Source organism: Enterobacter nematophilus (assembly GCF_026344075.1).
In the GTDB taxonomy this organism is placed as follows: domain Bacteria; phylum Pseudomonadota; class Gammaproteobacteria; order Enterobacterales; family Enterobacteriaceae; genus Enterobacter; species Enterobacter nematophilus.
In genome coordinates this window covers 36,386-53,061 of the sequence record NZ_JAPKNE010000006.1, presented here as the reverse complement: position 1 = coordinate 53,061, position 16,676 = coordinate 36,386, and the positions used below count along the sequence as shown (strand labels likewise).

The 16,676-nt window shown below is 55.9% G+C and carries 20 protein-coding genes; 14 read left to right on the top strand and 6 right to left on the bottom strand.

What is annotated here, in order from left to right:
* The 4 genes from OSH03_RS15955 to OSH03_RS15940 all read right to left on the bottom strand — a co-directional run bounded on the left by OSH03_RS15955 (position 1) and on the right by OSH03_RS15940 (position 5,004).
* Positions 1–1,083, bottom strand: a complete 1,083-nt coding sequence (locus OSH03_RS15955; RefSeq protein WP_061099115.1) for an ABC transporter ATP-binding protein — start codon at positions 1,081–1,083, stop codon at positions 1–3.
* Entirely contained in the window at positions 1,080–2,093 is a 1,014-nt protein-coding gene (locus tag OSH03_RS15950; protein ID WP_047367562.1) for an ABC transporter ATP-binding protein, read from the bottom strand. The genes OSH03_RS15955 and OSH03_RS15950 overlap by 4 nt, the downstream gene beginning before the upstream one ends.
* The gene (locus OSH03_RS15945; RefSeq protein WP_028012064.1) at positions 2,090–2,809 is read right to left on the bottom strand and encodes a FadR/GntR family transcriptional regulator; all 720 of its coding nucleotides are present in this window, start codon (positions 2,807–2,809) and stop codon (positions 2,090–2,092) included. Before OSH03_RS15945 ends, OSH03_RS15950 begins: the two co-directional genes overlap by 4 nt.
* A gap of 365 nt (positions 2,810–3,174) precedes the next feature.
* Positions 3,175–5,004, bottom strand: a complete 1,830-nt coding sequence (locus OSH03_RS15940) for a glycosyl hydrolase family 18 protein (RefSeq protein ID WP_266179559.1) — start codon at positions 5,002–5,004, stop codon at positions 3,175–3,177.
* A gap of 316 nt (positions 5,005–5,320) precedes the next feature.
* Between OSH03_RS15940 and gspG the strand changes: the two genes are divergently transcribed.
* From gspG to OSH03_RS15880, 12 genes are all read left to right on the top strand, one after another.
* Positions 5,321–5,740 carry a type II secretion system major pseudopilin GspG gene (gene gspG / locus OSH03_RS15935; protein ID WP_045259779.1) on the top strand — a complete coding sequence of 140 codons (420 nt, stop codon included), beginning with the start codon at positions 5,321–5,323 and terminating at the stop codon, positions 5,738–5,740.
* A gap of 2 nt (positions 5,741–5,742) precedes the next feature.
* A complete protein-coding gene (locus OSH03_RS15930; protein ID WP_126300296.1) occupies positions 5,743–6,207 on the top strand; it encodes a lytic transglycosylase domain-containing protein in 465 nt (154 codons plus the stop codon).
* Positions 6,204–7,373: a type II secretion system F family protein gene (locus OSH03_RS15925; protein ID WP_266179558.1), complete on the top strand. Its 1,170-nt coding sequence runs from the start codon at positions 6,204–6,206 to the stop codon at positions 7,371–7,373. Before OSH03_RS15930 ends, OSH03_RS15925 begins: the two co-directional genes overlap by 4 nt.
* Positions 7,373–8,992, top strand: a complete 1,620-nt coding sequence (locus tag OSH03_RS15920) for a GspE/PulE family protein (protein ID WP_253540833.1) — start codon at positions 7,373–7,375, stop codon at positions 8,990–8,992. Before OSH03_RS15925 ends, OSH03_RS15920 begins: the two co-directional genes overlap by 1 nt.
* Positions 8,976–9,692, top strand: a complete 717-nt coding sequence (locus tag OSH03_RS15915; protein WP_266179557.1) for a hypothetical protein — start codon at positions 8,976–8,978, stop codon at positions 9,690–9,692. The genes OSH03_RS15920 and OSH03_RS15915 overlap by 17 nt, the downstream gene beginning before the upstream one ends.
* The gene (locus OSH03_RS15910) at positions 9,670–10,185 is read left to right on the top strand and encodes a hypothetical protein (RefSeq protein WP_266179556.1); all 516 of its coding nucleotides are present in this window, start codon (positions 9,670–9,672) and stop codon (positions 10,183–10,185) included. Before OSH03_RS15915 ends, OSH03_RS15910 begins: the two co-directional genes overlap by 23 nt.
* Positions 10,169–10,687, top strand: a complete 519-nt coding sequence (locus OSH03_RS15905) for a hypothetical protein (RefSeq protein ID WP_151413053.1) — start codon at positions 10,169–10,171, stop codon at positions 10,685–10,687. The genes OSH03_RS15910 and OSH03_RS15905 overlap by 17 nt, the downstream gene beginning before the upstream one ends.
* Positions 10,684–11,196, top strand: a complete 513-nt coding sequence (locus OSH03_RS15900; protein ID WP_151413052.1) for a hypothetical protein — start codon at positions 10,684–10,686, stop codon at positions 11,194–11,196. The genes OSH03_RS15905 and OSH03_RS15900 overlap by 4 nt, the downstream gene beginning before the upstream one ends.
* 92 nt (positions 11,197–11,288) lie before the next feature.
* The gene (locus tag OSH03_RS15895) at positions 11,289–13,082 is read left to right on the top strand and encodes a secretin N-terminal domain-containing protein (protein WP_266179555.1); all 1,794 of its coding nucleotides are present in this window, start codon (positions 11,289–11,291) and stop codon (positions 13,080–13,082) included.
* Positions 13,082–13,558, top strand: coding sequence for a type II secretion system protein (locus OSH03_RS15890; protein WP_061099126.1), 477 nt, complete (start codon positions 13,082–13,084; stop codon positions 13,556–13,558). Before OSH03_RS15895 ends, OSH03_RS15890 begins: the two co-directional genes overlap by 1 nt.
* The gene (locus tag OSH03_RS15885) at positions 13,545–13,907 is read left to right on the top strand and encodes a type II secretion system protein (protein ID WP_080442026.1); all 363 of its coding nucleotides are present in this window, start codon (positions 13,545–13,547) and stop codon (positions 13,905–13,907) included. The genes OSH03_RS15890 and OSH03_RS15885 overlap by 14 nt, the downstream gene beginning before the upstream one ends.
* A complete protein-coding gene (locus tag OSH03_RS15880; RefSeq protein WP_266179553.1) occupies positions 13,894–14,382 on the top strand; it encodes a hypothetical protein in 489 nt (162 codons plus the stop codon). The genes OSH03_RS15885 and OSH03_RS15880 overlap by 14 nt, the downstream gene beginning before the upstream one ends.
* Positions 14,383–14,560: 178 nt before the next feature.
* On the opposite strand, the gene OSH03_RS15875 is transcribed toward OSH03_RS15880, so the two are convergent.
* Positions 14,561–15,475 carry a hypothetical protein gene (locus OSH03_RS15875; RefSeq protein WP_266179552.1) on the bottom strand — a complete coding sequence of 305 codons (915 nt, stop codon included), beginning with the start codon at positions 15,473–15,475 and terminating at the stop codon, positions 14,561–14,563.
* A gap of 270 nt (positions 15,476–15,745) precedes the next feature.
* On the opposite strand from OSH03_RS15875, the gene OSH03_RS15870 reads away from it, so the two are divergent.
* Together OSH03_RS15870 and OSH03_RS15865 are read left to right on the top strand one after the other, a co-directional pair.
* On the top strand, positions 15,746–16,105 hold the full coding sequence (locus OSH03_RS15870) for a hypothetical protein (RefSeq protein WP_266179551.1): 360 nt from the start codon (positions 15,746–15,748) through the stop codon (positions 16,103–16,105).
* A 71-nt stretch (positions 16,106–16,176) separates the two neighbouring features.
* Complete coding sequence (locus OSH03_RS15865; protein WP_266179550.1) at positions 16,177–16,371, top strand: hypothetical protein; 195 nt, start codon at positions 16,177–16,179, stop codon at positions 16,369–16,371.
* A gap of 20 nt (positions 16,372–16,391) precedes the next feature.
* On the opposite strand, the gene OSH03_RS15860 is transcribed toward OSH03_RS15865, so the two are convergent.
* Positions 16,392–16,652: a hypothetical protein gene (locus tag OSH03_RS15860; RefSeq protein ID WP_061099133.1), complete on the bottom strand. Its 261-nt coding sequence runs from the start codon at positions 16,650–16,652 to the stop codon at positions 16,392–16,394.
* Between the last annotated feature and the right edge of the window lie 24 nt (positions 16,653–16,676).

The following is a 16,676-nucleotide window of genomic DNA, read 5'->3' as shown; positions in this document are numbered from 1 at the left end:
TCATGAGTTCCTTGAAGGAAGGGAGGAGTGAGTGGCCGCGTGTTCAAACAGCGCGCGGCGGCGCAGAAAGGCTGCGGATGGTGGTGCGATCTGGATAACGCTGCGATCGCGGTTAATGTCCTGCCAGCGGTGGCAGGCAACCTGACGCCCGCCGTCGAGCACCTGATTAATCGGCTCGACCTGGCGGCATTCGTCGGTGACGTACGGGCAGCGGGTGTGGAAGCGACACCCCGACGGCGGGTTAGCCGGGTTCGGCAGATCCCCCTGCAGCAGCGGCGCGTCGCGCTCAACGCCCGGCTGCATCTGCGGCGCCGAGGCGATCAGCGCCTGGGTGTAAGGGTGCAGCGGGGCGTCAAAGATCTCATCGACGGTGGCAAGCTCGACGATTTGCCCAAGGTACATCACCGCCACGCGATCGCTCATGTGGCGGATCACCGCCAGACCGTGGGCGACGATCACCATCGTCAGCCCCAGCTGGTGCTTCAGGCTCTCCAGCAGATTAACCACCTGCGCCTGCACCGACACATCCAGCGCGGAAACCGGCTCGTCGCCCAGCAGCAGCTTTGGCCCGGAAGCCAGGGCGCGGGCAATGCCGATACGCTGGCGCTGCCCGCCGGAAAACTCGTGCGGATAGCGCCCGGCCCAGGCGGCAGGCAGGCCAACGGTCTTGAGCAACTCGGCAACGCGGTACTGACGATCCGCTTTCTTCATGTTCTGGTGCAGCCACAGCGGCTCACCGACGATCTGCTCCACCGTCATGCGCGGGTTGAGCGAGGCAAAAGGATCCTGAAAAATAATCTGCAGCTCGCGCCGGAGCTGGTTCAGACGGGCGCCTGTGGCGTGGGTAATTTCCTCCCCCTGATAAAACACGCGCCCTTCGCTGGCGGCCAGCAGCCGCAGCAGCAGACGGCCGAGGGTGGATTTCCCGGAGCCGGACTCGCCGACAATCGCCAGCGTTTCGCCCGGCATCACGGAAAGCGAAACGCGATCGACCGCCGTGACAAACCGGGCCGGGGAAAAGAGCTTTTTCGGGCCGGGGAAAAGCTTGCTGAGGTCCCGGGCTTCAAGAATGGGCGTGGTCATGCGGTCTCTCCCAGAGCAATGTGGTGTTCGAGCGGCACGCGGAAGCAGGCGACCTGATGGCCCGCGCCGAGCGTGGTGAGCTGCGGTTTTTCATCGTGGCAGCGCGACTGCGCAAACGGGCAGCGCGTCGCGAAACGGCAGCCTTTCGGCATGGACTCCGGGAGCGGAACCGATCCGGGAATGGTGGAGAGCTGGCCTTTGCGTGCGCCCAGCGAAGGGATCGAGCCCATCAGGCCGATGGTGTACGGGTGCTGCGGGTCAGCGAATATCGCCTCCACGCTTCCCTGCTCCACCACCTGCCCGGCGTACATCACCGCCACCTGCTGGGCGACTTCAGCCACCACGCCCAAATCGTGGGTGATCATCAGCACCGCCGTGCCGGTCTCCTCTTTTAGGGTGTTCAGCAGGGTCAGGATTTGCGCCTGGATGGTGACGTCGAGCGCGGTGGTCGGTTCATCGGCAATCAGCAGTTTAGGGTGGTTGATCAGCGCCATGGCAATCATCACGCGCTGGCGCATGCCGCCGGAAAGCTGGTGCGGATACGCCTTGAGGCGCATCTCCGCCGCCGGGATCTGCACCTTCTCAAGGATCTGCAGCGCGACCTTCATCGCCTCCGGGCGCGTAACGTTCTGGTGGCGCATGACCGCTTCACTGAGCTGATCGCCTAACGTGAAGGCCGGATTGAGCGAGGTCATCGGCTCCTGAAAAATCATCGCCAGCTCGCTGCCGCGCAGGTCGGCATATTCCCGCGGCGAAAGCTTGCGCAGGTCGTGGCGGCGAAACTGCATCTCGCCGCTAACGATCTGCGCGCTGGCGGGCAGTAGCCCCATCAGCGCCAGTGAGGTGATACTTTTCCCGCAGCCGGACTCCCCCACCAGCGCCAGCGTTTCGCCCGCTTTGACCGTCAGAGAAATGCCGTCCAGGACGCTGACCGGCGAGCCGGAAAACTTAACGTTGAGATTATTCAGCCGGAGTACGGGCGTGGAGTCCTTAAACGGGATCGTCGTCATAGCGTGAAATCGTCCTCAAGGTGGATCGCCTGAATCAGGGCGTTTTGCAGGCTGAGCAGGTGTTCGCGCATGGCGGCCGCTGCTTCATTAGGCTGGCGATGGATAATCGCGGACATGATCTTGTGATGGTGGTCGTTGTAGCTGTCGACACGTTCGGGCGTGCGGGCTAATTCACGCAGATGCTGCCAGCCGGGTTCGCGCCGCACGGCATCAATGGCGTCAAACAGGCCGAGCATCAGGCGGTTGCCCGCCGCCTCGGCAATGGCGCGGTGAAAGGCGCTATCCCACAGTTCGTTGAGATCGCGGTCATCCGGGCTGACCTTGTCGATGCGTTCCAGCATGCGCTGCATGAGCGCGAGGTTTTCCCTGGTGGCACGCAGTGCCGCAAGCCGGGCTAAGCCGGGTTCGATCTGTATACGAGCTTCCATCACTTCCAGCAGATTGGTCTGCTGAACCAATCCCTGAAGGGCCAGCGGTTCAACCGGGGCAGCCGGACCAATAAAGGTGCCTTTGCCCTGTTTACGCCAGATCCGCCCTTCTTCTTCCAGCACGTCCAGCGCGCGACGCACTTCGCGTCGTCCTACGCCGAGTGTTTCCGACAGCTCACGTTCCGTGGGCAGCGGAGTGCCTGGTGTTGACTCATGCTGGTTGATTAGCCCGCGCAGCTGCTCAAGCGCGGTGCTGGAATTGGCCAGAAACCGTGACGGTTTTTCCATATTGGTTCGCTCACTATCATCATTATTTTCTTTTTATGAACGATAAGTTATTGATATGGCGTGCTACTTATCGTGCTAATGATTAAGCAATAAACGAACCAATTCTTTATTGGTTCGAAAAAGATTTAAAAAAGCGATAGTAAATGAAGGGGTTACAGCAACGTATTGTTACAGATGCAGGCGGCATCCTGAGACAATAAAGGCGAGAAAAGAACATGAAATGCACAAAGTCAGTGCAAATATCGCACTATAATGGTGCCAATGTTAAATTTTTGCACTGAGAATGATAATAATAAGTTAACAAAAAGTAATAAATAAGGCGTGCTCACATCTGAAAATGGCCCCCTTGCGAGGGCCGCGAAAGATTAAGGAACAGGCTGCCAAAGCGTCGCAGCCGCAGACGGTGCCCAGTCGGACTGAGACGTATGCCCCTGCACGCAGCGGTACTGCGTGCCGTTATACGTGACGATTTCTCCAGTCTTATAGCGCGTACCGACTTTCCACTCGCCTTCCGGCTCAGGCGTCACTGACCCCTCTTTCGTCGTGGCTTTAAACGGTGTACTGGCGAGAGACTGATGACCTTTGGCATTTTCGGCGATCACCTGGTAGCTGTAGGTTGTACCCGCGCGCAGGCCGCTGTCGAAGATCTGCGTTCCGCTTACGGTGAGTAACTCCGCGCCATCGCGCAGGACGTGGTATTTCACCGCTTTGTCTACCGCATTCCATTTCACCGTCAGGCTGTTTTCCGTGGAAGAAACCAGGGCCAGGCCGGTTGGCGCGTCCGGACGTCCCTCTTCGACCTGTACGGTTTCTACCTTAACCACGTTGCTGCTTTCAGAGATATTGTTCGCTGCATCACGTGCTTTCACGCGGTAGTGGTACACCACACCGCCGGTTTCAACCGCATTATCGGTCCACTGGGTGTCCGTTGAAGACCCGACTTTTATGTCGTTACGGTAGATGTCATATCCCGCTACGCCATGGTCATCGGTGGAGGGCTGCCAGGCGAGGGCGATCGTTAAACCATTGCTCAGCACCTTCAGTTCTGTTGGCGCAGTTGGCGCGACGGTGTCCTGAGGGCGTTCAGGCGACATCAGGTCCGCGCGCTCTTTCATTTCATTGAAATAGTCAACCTGCTGCGACATGGACAGCTGCTGATCGTTTGAACCCAACGTCCAGATAAAGAACCCGCCATAGCCGTTTTCCGCCTGCCAGCCCGCACGGTTTACGTTGTTCTGTCGGCTTTCAACAAAGCGACCTTCTGGCCCCCACTGGGAGTTGATGGTCTGACCGAGAACGATTTTGCTCTTATCACCCACCGCCCGGGCGTAGTTAGCCATCGCCACGTCATACTTAAAGCGCGGACCGGCGTCATAGGCCATGACGTTGAAGAAATCGAAAACGTTTTTCCCCTGCGTCAGCAGCGGCAGAACTTCGCCGTGGTGTGAAGAACGCTTCGGCTCAACGAAGGAGCAATTCTCGGTTACCGCGCTATCGTCGCAGTTCTCCGGGTCAGCGCCAACGTGATAGGTAGTCAGACTCAGCAGCTTTTTGCTGCCGGACGCATTGAGCTTATTACGAACCCGTTCAGCCAGATCCAGCAGGTTTGCATTTTCCTCTGGCGTGACGCGATCGGATTTTTCAAAGTCAAAATCGATGCCGTCAAGCTGAACGGTACCCGCCTTCTGGTAGTTCGCCATATTACATTTGCCTTCCCAGTTGGTACTCAGGCATTCGCCGACCATCTCTTCAGGCTTCATGTTCTTTTTATACACCGGGAAGTTGGTGTTAAGCAGATTCACCAGATTCTGCGCCAGCGTTTCTCGCGTTTGCGCGTTATTCAGATAAGACCACATGGCGGAATACGTCTCACCGCCGAGCGCCAGCATCATTTTTTTCTCCGGGTGCGCCAGCTTCAACTGACTCCACACGACATAGGCTGGCGCATTAATGTACCAGGGATCATATTGTGGTACTGCAACAATATTATCGGAACTGGACAGCTTACCGCTTGCATCCCAGCCACCAAATGAAAGCAGGAGCGTATCCGCTTTCACCTCTTTCATATCCTCAACGGACTCGACCGAAACGCCCCAGGAGGTCAGATAAGTTACCGCTCTCGGTGCCTGCGCCGCGAAAGCCGACTGCGCCATTAATGCGCTACCAATTAACAGAGATAATGTAAGTTTTTTCATCAAAGTTCCTTATTGCTTTGTGATGATAGTCCTGTGGATTACCTCGCAAATTGTCTTTTTTTTTAGCGCTGAGATCGTTGGGGATAATAGAGTGGTGAATCAGGAAACCCTCCGTATTAAATAAGAAATATCTCTCGCATTTATAATAAATACTTCAACGACAGCCCGGGAAAATTCTCGCATCCTGTAAGACGCTTCTTTATTTAATTTTCCCATCTTCACCAATTAAAAAAGATGGCATACCTGTGTGCCTGCTCTTTTATCAGGGAAAATTCAGGAATTAATCACAACTATTATCTAACAAGGGACGCTCTCAATGAAATATGCAACAAACGTGATGCGAAAACAGGGTGGTTTCACCCTGCTTGAATTGCTGGTCGTGCTGATGATTATTGCGCTGCTGGCAGGATTTGTCGGGCCAAAAGTCTTCTCAAATGTCGACTCGGCTAAGGAGAAGACCGCCATGCGCCAGATGCGCTCGCTTGCTGAGGCACTAGGGCAATATCGCCTCGACACCGGCAGTTATCCAAGTGAAACACAAGGTCTGAAAGCGCTGACTGAAAAGCCTTCCAACGCGCAAAACTGGAATGGCCCTTATCTCAGCCAGCATGTGCCGTTAGACCCGTGGGGCAATCCGTACCAGTGGCATAACCCCGCCCGGACAAAAGACGCCATTAATGAAGTCGAAATAACCTCCGGCGGTAAAGACGGTAAGCCTGTGACTTACGGGTTCTGAATATGCTGCGCCTGTCCTTATATTCGCTGTTTATCTTCAGCGTATTTTCCTGCCGGGCCGATTGCTGGCAGCTGGCGGGTGAACGTTACGGCATTGAGCCAGAGCTATTACAGGCGATAGCGATAGTGGAATCCAACGGTAATACCCGAGCCATCAATAAAAATCGTGATGGCTCAATGGATGTCGGTCTGATGCAGATCAATAGCATTCACTTCGATGCGCTGCGTAAATTTCGTATTAGTCAAAAAGATCTGCTAACCGACCCTTGCCAAAGTGTCATGACCGGCGCCTGGATCCTGGCAGGTCAAATCCAGCGCTTTGGTTATACCTGGGACGCGGTGGGGGCGTATAACGCCGGAACGGCAAATACCCCCCAGCGCCGCGCGCTTCGTCAACAATACATAAGAAAAGTGGCTCCGCATTATGCCCGCCTTAAAAGGCAGAGCCATACACTGTCGCCAAAATGAAACCATATACCGTCACCATGCTCCAGGGGGGGAAACGCGTCAATCAGACCGTGCTTGCCGCGTCGCCTGACGATGCCAGCGCCCGCATTATTGCCGGCGGCGGCATCGTTTTGCAGGTACAGGAACGCCCCGCCCGCAAGGAGAAACGCTTTCCACTGAATCTGTTCTTGCAGGAACTTATCGCGCTGCTGGAGGCCGGGCTGGTCGTGGTCGAGGCCGTCGAAGCGCTGCGCGAAAGCAGCCGCGACGGTGGCACCTCGCTGGTTCTGGATACGCTGGTTAAAAAGCTCTATGAAGGAGCACAGCTATCCCAGGCGATGATGGCGCTACCAGCACTGTTTCCGCCTCTGCTGATTAACACCGTTGCCTCGTCTGAGCAAACCGGACATTTACCCGAAGCGCTAAAGCGTTTTCAGTTTTACGAATCAAGAATGGAAATTCTGCGCAAGCGGATTAAATCAACCCTGCTCTATCCGACGATTGTCATTGCCGCCGGCGGGATAATTCTGTTCTTTCTGCTCGGCTTTATTATTCCGCGTTTTTCCGTGGTGTTTGACGGGATGAAGAACCCGTCCGCCAGCGCACAGCTTATCCTCTGGTGGGGACGCCTGACGCAGACCCATGGCTCGCTGCTGCTGGCCGGCTGTGCGGCAGCGGTCGCAGGCGTGGTGATGGCGGTGCGTAGCCCGCGCCTGCGCCAGCGGGCGCTCGGTTTGTTGCTGCGCATTCCCGCCTTACGCCAGCAGCATCAGCTTTCTGTGCTGGTGCGTTTTTACCGCACGCTGGGCCTGCTGTTACAGGGCGGCCTTCCCGCGCCAGATGCGTTAATGCTGAGCCGGGAGATCCTGCCCGCTACGCATCGTCAGCAGGTTGAACAGGTTATCCGCGACGTCGCTGCCGGCGAGTCGCTCTCCCGCATGCTGGAAGCGCAACGGATGACGACCCCTGTCGCCAGCCGTCTGCTGCAGGTCGGCGAGCGCAGCGGCGAACTGCCTGCCATGTGCGAGCGGATCGCCGCTTTTTATGATGAATCGCTGGAACGCGCGATTGAAACCTTTAGCAAAATTTTTGAACCGATTCTGATGATGGTCGTTGGCGGCATCGTTGGGCTCGTCGTGTTTTTACTGTACATGCCCATTTTTGAACTGGCAGGAGGATTGCAATAATGTCTCACTCACCGTCTGTAGAACCCCTTTTCGACCTGCCAGACGAGCAGCGCTGTCGGGCGCTGGCGGAACTGCTGGACAGTTTCCCCGGTGCGTTAGAAGAAGCCGCCGGCTCCCTGGGGCTCACGCCGCTCTCACCCACACAGCTCGCCGACAGCGAGGAGGATTTCGAAGCCGTGCCGCTGACCGAATCGCTCAGCCAGCGAGCATTGCCGCTGCGCGTTAATGGTCGGCTCCACGTTGCGCTGGGCGATCCGTTTTCACTGGCGCTGCGCCAGTGGGCTTATAACGTAAATGCGCTCCCCGCGCTCGCCCCGCTCTCTCAGCTCAACGCCCGCCTTGATGAACTGGCAAAACAGCAGCGCACGCTCGATCAGCTGGAGCAGCAGCAGAGTGAAGAGAATAAAGAGGCCCGGTGGCTGGAGATCACCCCAGCGGCCATCGCCAGTGAACCCCACGCCGTCATTAAGCTGGTTAACGCCACGCTGTTTGATGCCCTGCAAAGCCGCGCCAGCGATATTCATCTTTGCGCCGTCGCGGATGGTCTGATGGTGAAGTACCGCATCGATGGCGTTCTGCACAGCATTCGCCACTGCGCCGGGCTTCAGCAGGCGGAACAGGTGATCTCCCGTCTCAAGGTATTAAGCTGCATGGACATATCCGAACGCCGCACGCCACAGGACGGGCGCTTTAAGGCATTGATTCTCCAGCGTCCCGTCGATTTTCGCGTCTCCATCATGCCGGGCGTCTATGGCGAGGACGCCGTACTGCGCGTGCTGGATAAATCTCACGATCAAAACCTGCGCCTGGAGACGCTCGGCTTTGATGAGCACACGCTGGGCGCTATTCGTCAGTTAACCCATCTGCCCCACGGTATGGTGCTCGTCACCGGGCCAACGGGGAGCGGGAAATCCACCACCCTCTATTCAGCACTCAGTGAACTCAACAGCGGTGAATGCAAAATTATCACCATTGAAGATCCCGTGGAGTACCAGCTCAACAGCGTGCTGCAAATTCCGGTCAACGATAAAAAAGGTCTCACCTTCGCCCGCGGCCTGCGCGCCATTTTGCGTCACGACCCGGATATCATCCTGGTGGGTGAGATCCGCGACGGTGAAACCGCCGGCATTGCCGTGCAGGCGGCGCTCACCGGCCACGTGGTGCTCTCCTCGGTTCACGCCAATGACGTCTTTAGCGTACTGGAACGTTTTTTATATATGCAGGTAGAGCCCGCCAGCCTGATCACCGCCCTTAACGGCGTCGTGGCGCAGCGGCTGGTGCGCCAGATTTGCCCGGACTGTATTGATGACACCACGCCCACGGATGACCTTCTCGCGGCGTGGCAATCCGGACCGCTGCAGCAGCTCACGCCCCGCTGGCGTCGAGGGCGAGGCTGCGATACCTGCCGCGACAGCGGTTTTCGCGGAAGGCTGGCGCTGGCGGAAGTGCTGCATTTCAGCGATGCGATGAAAGAGGCAATGCTGGCGCGATCGCCCCGGCGCAGGCTAAAGGAAGTGGCGCTGAATGACGGTTTTGTTCCGCTCTCGACCATCGCGCTACGCGCCGTGGTCGAAGGCAAAACCACCTGGGAGGAGGTGAACCGTGTTATCACTCACTAACACCTGGCAGTGCGATATCTGGCCTCATGCCGTGCGGTTGCGCCGCAACAGCGTGGTTCTCGCCACCCGTGAACGCCAGCCAGATGAGCCTCTTGAAGCCGCGCTCGAAACGCTGCTGCGCCTGCGCCCTTCCGTCTTACCGTGGCGTGACGCGGTGGAGTTTCACCTCGATACCGACGATCTGACGTTTTTAATTCAGCCCTGGCATGACGGCGTGACCACGCCGCAGGAGCTGCTCCAGCTCGCCCGACAGCAGGCGGTTCTTCGCGCGAGTCCGCCCGTCGACTGGCAGGTGCGCTTCGAGACCCTTAGCTGGCAGCAGTCGGCGCTGGCCGCGTGCCTGAAGCAACCTTGCTGGCACCTGCTTGCCGCGCTGGCGCGTCGGGAGCGGCTGCGTTTTCGCGGCGTTGTTACGCCGTTCCAAAAGCTGTTGAGCCACTTCGCCAGCACACTGCCGGAAAACGGCCTGTTTGTGGCGATGAGTCCCCACCATAGCCGGATTGCCAGCCGTCAGCACCACAGCTGGCGCGACGTCTGGACGCTCACCCTGCCACAGCAGGAGATGGACGCTCAGCTGCGGGTTATCGCCCGGCTAAGCGGCATGCAGGACTGTCCTGGCTACGTCATTCATACCGACGGTGAGCATCACCAGGAAGTCGCGCTACAGGAGAGTCCTCATGACACCGCTGTTTACGCGTAGCTCCCCGTGGGCCGCACGCACGCTGTTGTTAACCGGACTCCTCTGTTTACCGCTCACCGGTGCCGTGGTGTATGGCCTGTTTGAGCACCAGCGCCTTGAGCTGGAGACGTCGCAGGTAGAGCATCAGCTCGCCCAACGGCAGCAGGTGCTGCGCCAGCTGCGTGAAGCAGAGCAGCGCCGGTTGCGCCACGCTCGGCAACTGCAGGCCGTCCCGCCGGCCATCAAGCTGCTGGACAACATTGGCAGCGTACTGACGCCTGATATTGCGCTCCTGAGCATTGACGTCATTGCCAGTAAAGGCGACGCGCGGCTTACGGTAAATGCAGGCAGTCTTGACGCCCTCCTCGCCTTTAGCGAGCGGCTACAGCAGTTACCCGCACATGTGGTGCTGGAGAACCATCGCCAGTCGGCCCAGGGCGATCCCGCCTGGCCGATTAACGCGGTACTCGACGTTAAGGTGACGACGGAGGAGCACCATGCGGCTTCAGAATAAACCCGCGGTGCTGCGCTGGCAGGCGGCGTTATTTGCCGGACGCATCGGAACGGTTCCGCTCGTGCTCGCCGGGCTGCCCGCAGGGCTGCTGCTGTTATGGCTTGGCGGCGTGCGGCCGCATACCGTTCATTTGCAGGAGAACCTTGCGCGGATCCAGACGCAGCTACAAACCGCGCTGCCGCTGGATAAACAGCAGCCGGAGCTGCAAAACCGCATCAGCCTCGGAGAATATCAGCAGGTCAGGCTCATTTTTGAGCAGCTCAGGAGCCGGGGGATGAAGGTCGACGCCAGCCGCTATCAGCTGGAAAACGACGACGGTAAAACCGCGCTACGGCTGGATATTCCGCTGCGCGGGGAATATTTGCCGCTGATGGATGCTCTGGAAACGCTAAGCCGCACGCTGCCGTTACGCATTGAACAGCTAAGCCTGCGGCGCGCCGGGCCATCGGAAAGCCAGCTCAGCGCCACCGTGCAGCTTCGTCTTTTGAAGGAGTCGCCATGAAACTGCCGCGCTATTTACAGCTGGCGCTGGTGCTGACCGCCGGTGCTGTGTTCTGGAGCCAGTTTGCCGATGACGAGATATCGCAAGCGCCGCCTGAGGCGCAGCCGGTCTCACGCTCGCGCCCCGCGCCAGCAAAGCTGGAGACGGCTCACGCAACGCGCGTCGATCTCTTTTCAACCCCACACAGCAGGGGGCAGGACGCAGCAGAAAAGCCGCCGGAGAACGATCGGCCTGAAGAGGCGGCACCAGCCGCACCGCCGCTACCGCTACAGCTCCTCGGCGCCTGGTGGGACAACAGTCAGAGGATCGTCGTGCTGACGGATGGCAAAGAGACCTGGCCGGTCTGCGAGCGCTGCAGGGCGGACGGCAGGATCTGGATCGGCAGCTCGCCGGTCAACAACTGGATTTTAAAAGCGGTGGCGAACGACCACCTCCTGTTTGAATGGCAGCCCACCCATAGCCAGCAGCGGCTGGAACTGGATGAGCTGCAATCGGAACCGACACATTAATCATGAAAAAAACAATTGCTCTCACTTTTTTGTTGTCATGCGCGCTACTGAGCGGCTGTGCACAACGTGCGGCGCCTCCGGTCCGGGAATCAGTGACCGCCTCGCCGCAGGTGCTGGTTAAGCGGCTGAAGGAGATAGACCAGCAGCGCATCGCCAGCCCGCAGGATATTGCGCTTCGCGCCGAGCAGGCTGACATCAGCAAAAAGCTGGTAAATGACTATCTGAAAAACGCCGATCTCGCGGTGCGTCAGAACAACTACACCCTGGCGACGCAAATGTGGCGCGATGCGCTTACCTATGAGCCCGGTAACCTGCGCGCCCTGCAGGGGTTACGCAAACTTGATGCCCGTCGGGCGCTGGACGCGTTGTATAAGGATGCGGTGGCTAACAGCACCCGCGACCCGGCGCGCGCGCTGCACAAAATCCAGCAGGTGCTGGAAGAAGATCCCAACTGGCCCCAGGCGCGCGCCCTGCGCGATCACCTGATGCGTGAGGTGTCGCGGATCAACCAGCCGGAGCAGCGTCTGAACCGGGAGCTGCAAAAAACGATAGCGCTTAATTTTCGCGAGCACAGCCTGATGGCCATCTTTAACACCATCAGCCAGATGACCGGGGTCAATATCATCTTCGACAAAGATATTTCCTCCAGCACCACCGGGAGCCTGATAGCCAAACGCACCACTGCGGAAGATGCCATCAACGTGCTGCTGTTGTCGAATAACCTGCGGAAGAAAGTGCTGAACAGCAATACGTTGCTGATCTACCCCGCCACCGCGCAAAAAGAGAAGATCTATCGCGACGTGGTCGTCAAAACCATCTTCCTGGGCTACGCGAAAGCGAAAGAGGTCAACGTCGCCCTGCGCAACATGGTCAAGCTGAAGGATGTGCACGTTGATGAGCGAACCAACTCCGTCACCCTGCGCGGGCCAAAAGAGAGCGTGGAAAAAGCGGAGCGCCTGTTAGTGACGCTCGACCGGCCTGAAGCGGAGGTCACGCTGGCCGTTGAGGTGCTGGAAGTGAACACCAACGATCTTGAAGCGCTTGGCATGAAGCTGCCGCAAACCATCAGCGCGGGTTTTGCCAAAAGTAAAGACGGTGATTTAAAGGGAAGCGGGATCCCGCTGGGCGACCTGAGCGCCAAAAATATCATGGTCGATGTCGACAATATGACCATTGACATGAAAAAGGTGTTGAGCAACGCCAGAGTGCTGGCAAACCCACGGATCCGGGTGAAAAACAATAAAAAAGCGCTGGTCGATATTGGTCAAACAATCCCGGTGCTGACCACAACCGTTAATGACGGGATTTCGCAACAGAAAGTGGATTATCAGGACGTCGGCCTGAAGCTGGAAGTCACTCCGGAAGTCAGTATGGATGACAATATCTCAATGGAGGTGAAGTTCACGCTCAGTGCCCTGGGCGCCGAGGAACCCGGTGAGAACGGCGCAAAGTATTACCGCACCACGAAACGCGAAGCCAATACCACGCTCAGCAGTATGAACGGCGAGACCCAGATGCTGGCAGGGCTGATCAAGCAGGATGAAACCACGACCCAAAAAGGAACGCCATTATTAAGTGACATCCCGGGGCTGGGCCGCCTGTTTAGCAGCAATTCCGACAACAAAGAGCGCACGGAGGTCGTGCTGTTAATTACGCCGACCATTGAGCGCAACCTCGATTTACCGGGAAGCCACGTCAGTACCATTGAGATGGGCAGCGACGACTTAACGGGCGACAGCATTCAGCTGCGCGACCTGCAGCGCGACGAGCCGGGCAGCGGGTTTACCGCACCGGCGCTAGCGCCGCCGGCCCATTTCCCTGACCGGGCGGCCACGCTGCCGCCACCGATCCTAGATGATTCAGAGACGGAAAACGGAGCATCGTAATGCAGCGCCAGCGCGGTTTTACCTTGATTGAGATGATCGTCACGCTGGCGCTACTTGCCACGCTTGCCGCTGCCGCTGCGCCGCTGATGCGTAACTACCATCAACGGCAGCAGGAGACGCAGCTACGCGAATCGCTGCGCACGCTGCGCGATGCCATTGACCGTTATCACCAGGCAAGCGTGGACGGCATCATTGAGAAAAAAACCAGCGAATCGGGATATCCGCCGTCGCTAAAAAGCCTGGTGGAAGGCGTCCGGGATAAGACATCGCCCACTGGCGCGATGATCTACTTCCTGCGCCATATTCCGCGCGATCCGATGTGCGATTGCGAGGGAAAAAATGATGAAGAGACCTGGCGGTTACGCGCATCCACGCAGCCACCCGGCGATTTCAGCGGCGGAGGGAAAGACGTGTTTGATGTTAGTAGTACCAGTACGGCCAGCGGCCTGAATGGAGTGCCCTATGCGCAATGGTGAAAAAGGTTTTACGCTCATCGAGCTGCTGGTGGTGATGGCAATCATCGCGACATTGATGACCCTTGTCGCGCCACGTTTTTTCCAGCACGCGGACAGAGCCAAAGAGGTGGTGCGCGAGCATAACCTGCATGCGCTGCGCAGCGCGATCGATCACTACCGCCGCGATCGCCTGGCGGGGCCATACAGCCTGGAGGATCTGATCGAGGCCGGTTATCTGCGCCAGATGCCGCTGGATCCGATCACCAACCGCCGCGATATCTGGGAGGCGAAGACCGATGACGAAGGGCAAATTATTGACGTCGAGACGCCACCTAAACCCGGGCAGGATCATCCCGATGCGTTCGATTAAAGGACAGGGGGGTTTTACCTATCTGTTGCTGCTGATTGCGCTCTCCACGCTGGCGTTGTCGCTGCTGAAAAGCCGCGACGAGGTGCAGATGCGTTATCAGGCGCAGCAGGAAGCTGAGCTTTTATTTCGCGGCGATCAAATCCGCGCGGCGATACTAGCCTACCGCGGCAACGGTGATGGCTGTTTTCCGGTGCGTTTTGAACAGCTGCTTATTGATAAACGCGGGCGAAAACCGCTTTATCACCTGCGCCAGCACTACGCCGACCCGCTAACCGGGAGTAAAAACTGGGGAATGATCCTCGATCCTCAGGGGCGCTGGATTGGCGTGCGCAGCCTAGGAAAAGGGACGCCACGGAAAAAAATCGGCTTTCGCCACGATCCAAAACAGTTTGCCAAAGCGAAAACGTATTACGACTGGAAATTTCAGGTAGAGAGCGATCCGCAGGCCCCGTTGCCTTCGGCCTGTGGCCGCTAAAGGCATCCGAACCTAACTATGTAAAACGACCTGCCAATGTATATGAAAGATGGGAGCAAAAATATCGACCACAACGGGGTATGACTGCCATTCCTTAAGCATATAATGCGTCAGGCAACACTTTCTATAAGGCGTTGCCTGACTGCTTAGTTAGCTTTTCGCTAACCTATTTCCGTTTTTATTGCGCGATGGGAATGGTCCCTTTGATAACCACTAAGGTAATCGTCGCCTTTGCGTCCCCTGCTTTCAGCGGGATTTTATATTCACCCGGCTGGGTATAAAGGGCCATGTATTTATCATCCGGCATATCAATGATGACGTCATCGTCTGCGGCGGTGGCTTCGATCCGTTGCAGAAGTTCTGCTTTGGTCAGGGGTTTGTACCATCCGGCAACAATACGATCGTTTTTAATATGAATATCGTTGCTCTCAAGGACGCAGAGCGCATTTTGCTCTCCGCCCTGAAGGCGATAAAGCCGGTTTTCAGTTAAGGAGTCCAGTGACGGACAGACGACCTCTTTTTGCGCCCCCGACTCTTCCAGCGTGTAGCTGAATTTCACTTTCAGGTTGTCACCGTGGCGAACACCCTGTTTTTTCCATGTGCCACTGTCCCCGGTGAACATGCGAATCCCGTTCGGATTAATACTATAGTTATCTGCAAAAAAATCATTTCCGTTTATTGAGAAATTGGGTCTGAGATTTAAAGAGGAATCATTGATAATGGTGACGACCGGAGAGTTAATGGAACGGTAATTCTTTTTCTTATAACTACAGTTTTTCCCGTTCGCCTGTAAGTTAACACCGTTATCTTTACTGACAATCATGGCATAGTTGCAGTTAAGACCGTTTTCAATAGATTCGTTCAGCACTATACCATTATCAACAACAATGTTCATTACGCCATTGTCTTCACTTCCGACGTATAAATGAGGAATGAAATCATTGCTGTACCCTTCCTCGTAGGTAGCATTGTTAATCGTGAGTTTCAGACGGTCAGGGTTTTCAACATTCATCATGCGCGAGTAATCACTGGCATATACTGACGCTGTTGAAAAAACGCTAAGCATTGCTAATGCTACGGCTGTCTTTGACATGAAAAAATCCTCTTTGAGAAAAAGAAAAACAACAAGATTACGCAACAGTGACCATACCTTAATGCGTCAGGCCGTAAAACATACATCCAGGTAAAATCATCGTTTATTTATTTTTAACTCATAGATACAGAGAAGATTCTTATTAATCAGAAGACCAGTACCGTCTTATTTTATTCTGAGGAATGAATATAATGCCTTGCCACTATTCAGGCTGGAATAGTAGGCTTAAAAGCCATCTCATATATTTTACCCTGATGAGCGAGACATAAGATGGAACCATTAATTAAACAGACTCATGAAAAAATTCGGGTTTGCGTGCGAACGAACTCTTTTTTATTCGAAAAAGGACTTGAAGAAATAGCACGATTTTATTTTATCGCCAGAGATAAAATGCTTTGCATTATCGATGCTGACACGTTTGGCACGACGTTGCGCCTGGTGAAGTATCTGGAGTTCATCAGAAAAATTAAACCCGACATGCTTGTTTTGATCACGGGTCATCATCCCCGAAGCGAGCAGCATAGATGGTATGTGAAAGCAAATGAATCCCTGTCAGGCTGGCGTGAAACCATCGATGCCATGAACTTTATGCTACCCAATCTCGACAGCGTTATTGATTTTTACAAATGAAGCATGGTTGAACCACTTCTGCAAAAGGAGGACTAAACGTGAAGTTAAGTTTTTGTATCAGGACGAATATTATGGCGAAGATGGCCGATGTCACTGAAGCTGAATTAGTTTATGCGCTTATGACGACGGGTGAGCTGTTCGGCGTGAAAATACCGGCACCGTTACCGGGCAGGCATAATGCCAGGACGCGTAGCTTTGATTACAAAGAAGCACTGGATTTTGCTGAACAAGTGAAAATCGCCCGAGACAGTAAAAGGCAGGTCTGAAAACGTAATAAGACCATCCCTTAATCAAGAGATACCTCAAGCCATTCTTTATATTTACAGCAGCATTGCCCGGATGACTTAGCGTTTTCCTTCAACATTGATAGCGCAATACAAATAACTTCAGCGTACAAGCAATCATCAATACTCCGGGCATACTCGAGTTTTTTACCCAGATAGTGGCTAAGCGAAACATGATCAATGTTAATCCCCTGCAAGGATAAATGCGTGGCGGCGTCGCCAATGAGTATTGATGCTTGCTTTTCAGGATAAACGTTATTCATAAATTTTAGCCCTGCGCTCCGTAA

Excerpts from the sequence above, each read along its gene's own strand:
- OSH03_RS15925 (WP_266179558.1), top strand. The coding sequence starts at position 6,204 with ATGAAACCATATACCGTCACCATGCTCCAGGGGGGGAAACGCGTCAAT.
- OSH03_RS15955 (WP_061099115.1), bottom strand. The coding sequence starts at position 1,083 with ATGACCACGCCCATTCTTGAAGCCCGGGACCTCAGCAAGCTTTTCCCC.
- OSH03_RS15870 (WP_266179551.1), top strand. The coding sequence starts at position 15,746 with ATGGAACCATTAATTAAACAGACTCATGAAAAAATTCGGGTTTGCGTG.
- OSH03_RS15875 (WP_266179552.1), bottom strand. The coding sequence starts at position 15,475 with ATGTCAAAGACAGCCGTAGCATTAGCAATGCTTAGCGTTTTTTCAACA.
- gspG (WP_045259779.1), top strand. The coding sequence starts at position 5,321 with ATGAAATATGCAACAAACGTGATGCGAAAACAGGGTGGTTTCACCCTG.
- OSH03_RS15940 (WP_266179559.1), bottom strand. The coding sequence starts at position 5,004 with ATGAAAAAACTTACATTATCTCTGTTAATTGGTAGCGCATTAATGGCG.
- OSH03_RS15885 (WP_080442026.1), top strand. The coding sequence starts at position 13,545 with ATGCGCAATGGTGAAAAAGGTTTTACGCTCATCGAGCTGCTGGTGGTG.
- OSH03_RS15950 (WP_047367562.1), bottom strand. The coding sequence starts at position 2,093 with ATGACGACGATCCCGTTTAAGGACTCCACGCCCGTACTCCGGCTGAAT.
- OSH03_RS15920 (WP_253540833.1), top strand. The coding sequence starts at position 7,373 with ATGTCTCACTCACCGTCTGTAGAACCCCTTTTCGACCTGCCAGACGAG.
- OSH03_RS15880 (WP_266179553.1), top strand. The coding sequence starts at position 13,894 with ATGCGTTCGATTAAAGGACAGGGGGGTTTTACCTATCTGTTGCTGCTG.
- OSH03_RS15905 (WP_151413053.1), top strand. The coding sequence starts at position 10,169 with ATGCGGCTTCAGAATAAACCCGCGGTGCTGCGCTGGCAGGCGGCGTTA.
- OSH03_RS15890 (WP_061099126.1), top strand. The coding sequence starts at position 13,082 with ATGCAGCGCCAGCGCGGTTTTACCTTGATTGAGATGATCGTCACGCTG.
- OSH03_RS15930 (WP_126300296.1), top strand. The coding sequence starts at position 5,743 with ATGCTGCGCCTGTCCTTATATTCGCTGTTTATCTTCAGCGTATTTTCC.
- OSH03_RS15865 (WP_266179550.1), top strand. The coding sequence starts at position 16,177 with ATGGCGAAGATGGCCGATGTCACTGAAGCTGAATTAGTTTATGCGCTT.
- OSH03_RS15860 (WP_061099133.1), bottom strand. The coding sequence starts at position 16,652 with ATGAATAACGTTTATCCTGAAAAGCAAGCATCAATACTCATTGGCGAC.
- OSH03_RS15945 (WP_028012064.1), bottom strand. The coding sequence starts at position 2,809 with ATGGAAAAACCGTCACGGTTTCTGGCCAATTCCAGCACCGCGCTTGAG.
- OSH03_RS15900 (WP_151413052.1), top strand. The coding sequence starts at position 10,684 with ATGAAACTGCCGCGCTATTTACAGCTGGCGCTGGTGCTGACCGCCGGT.
- OSH03_RS15910 (WP_266179556.1), top strand. The coding sequence starts at position 9,670 with ATGACACCGCTGTTTACGCGTAGCTCCCCGTGGGCCGCACGCACGCTG.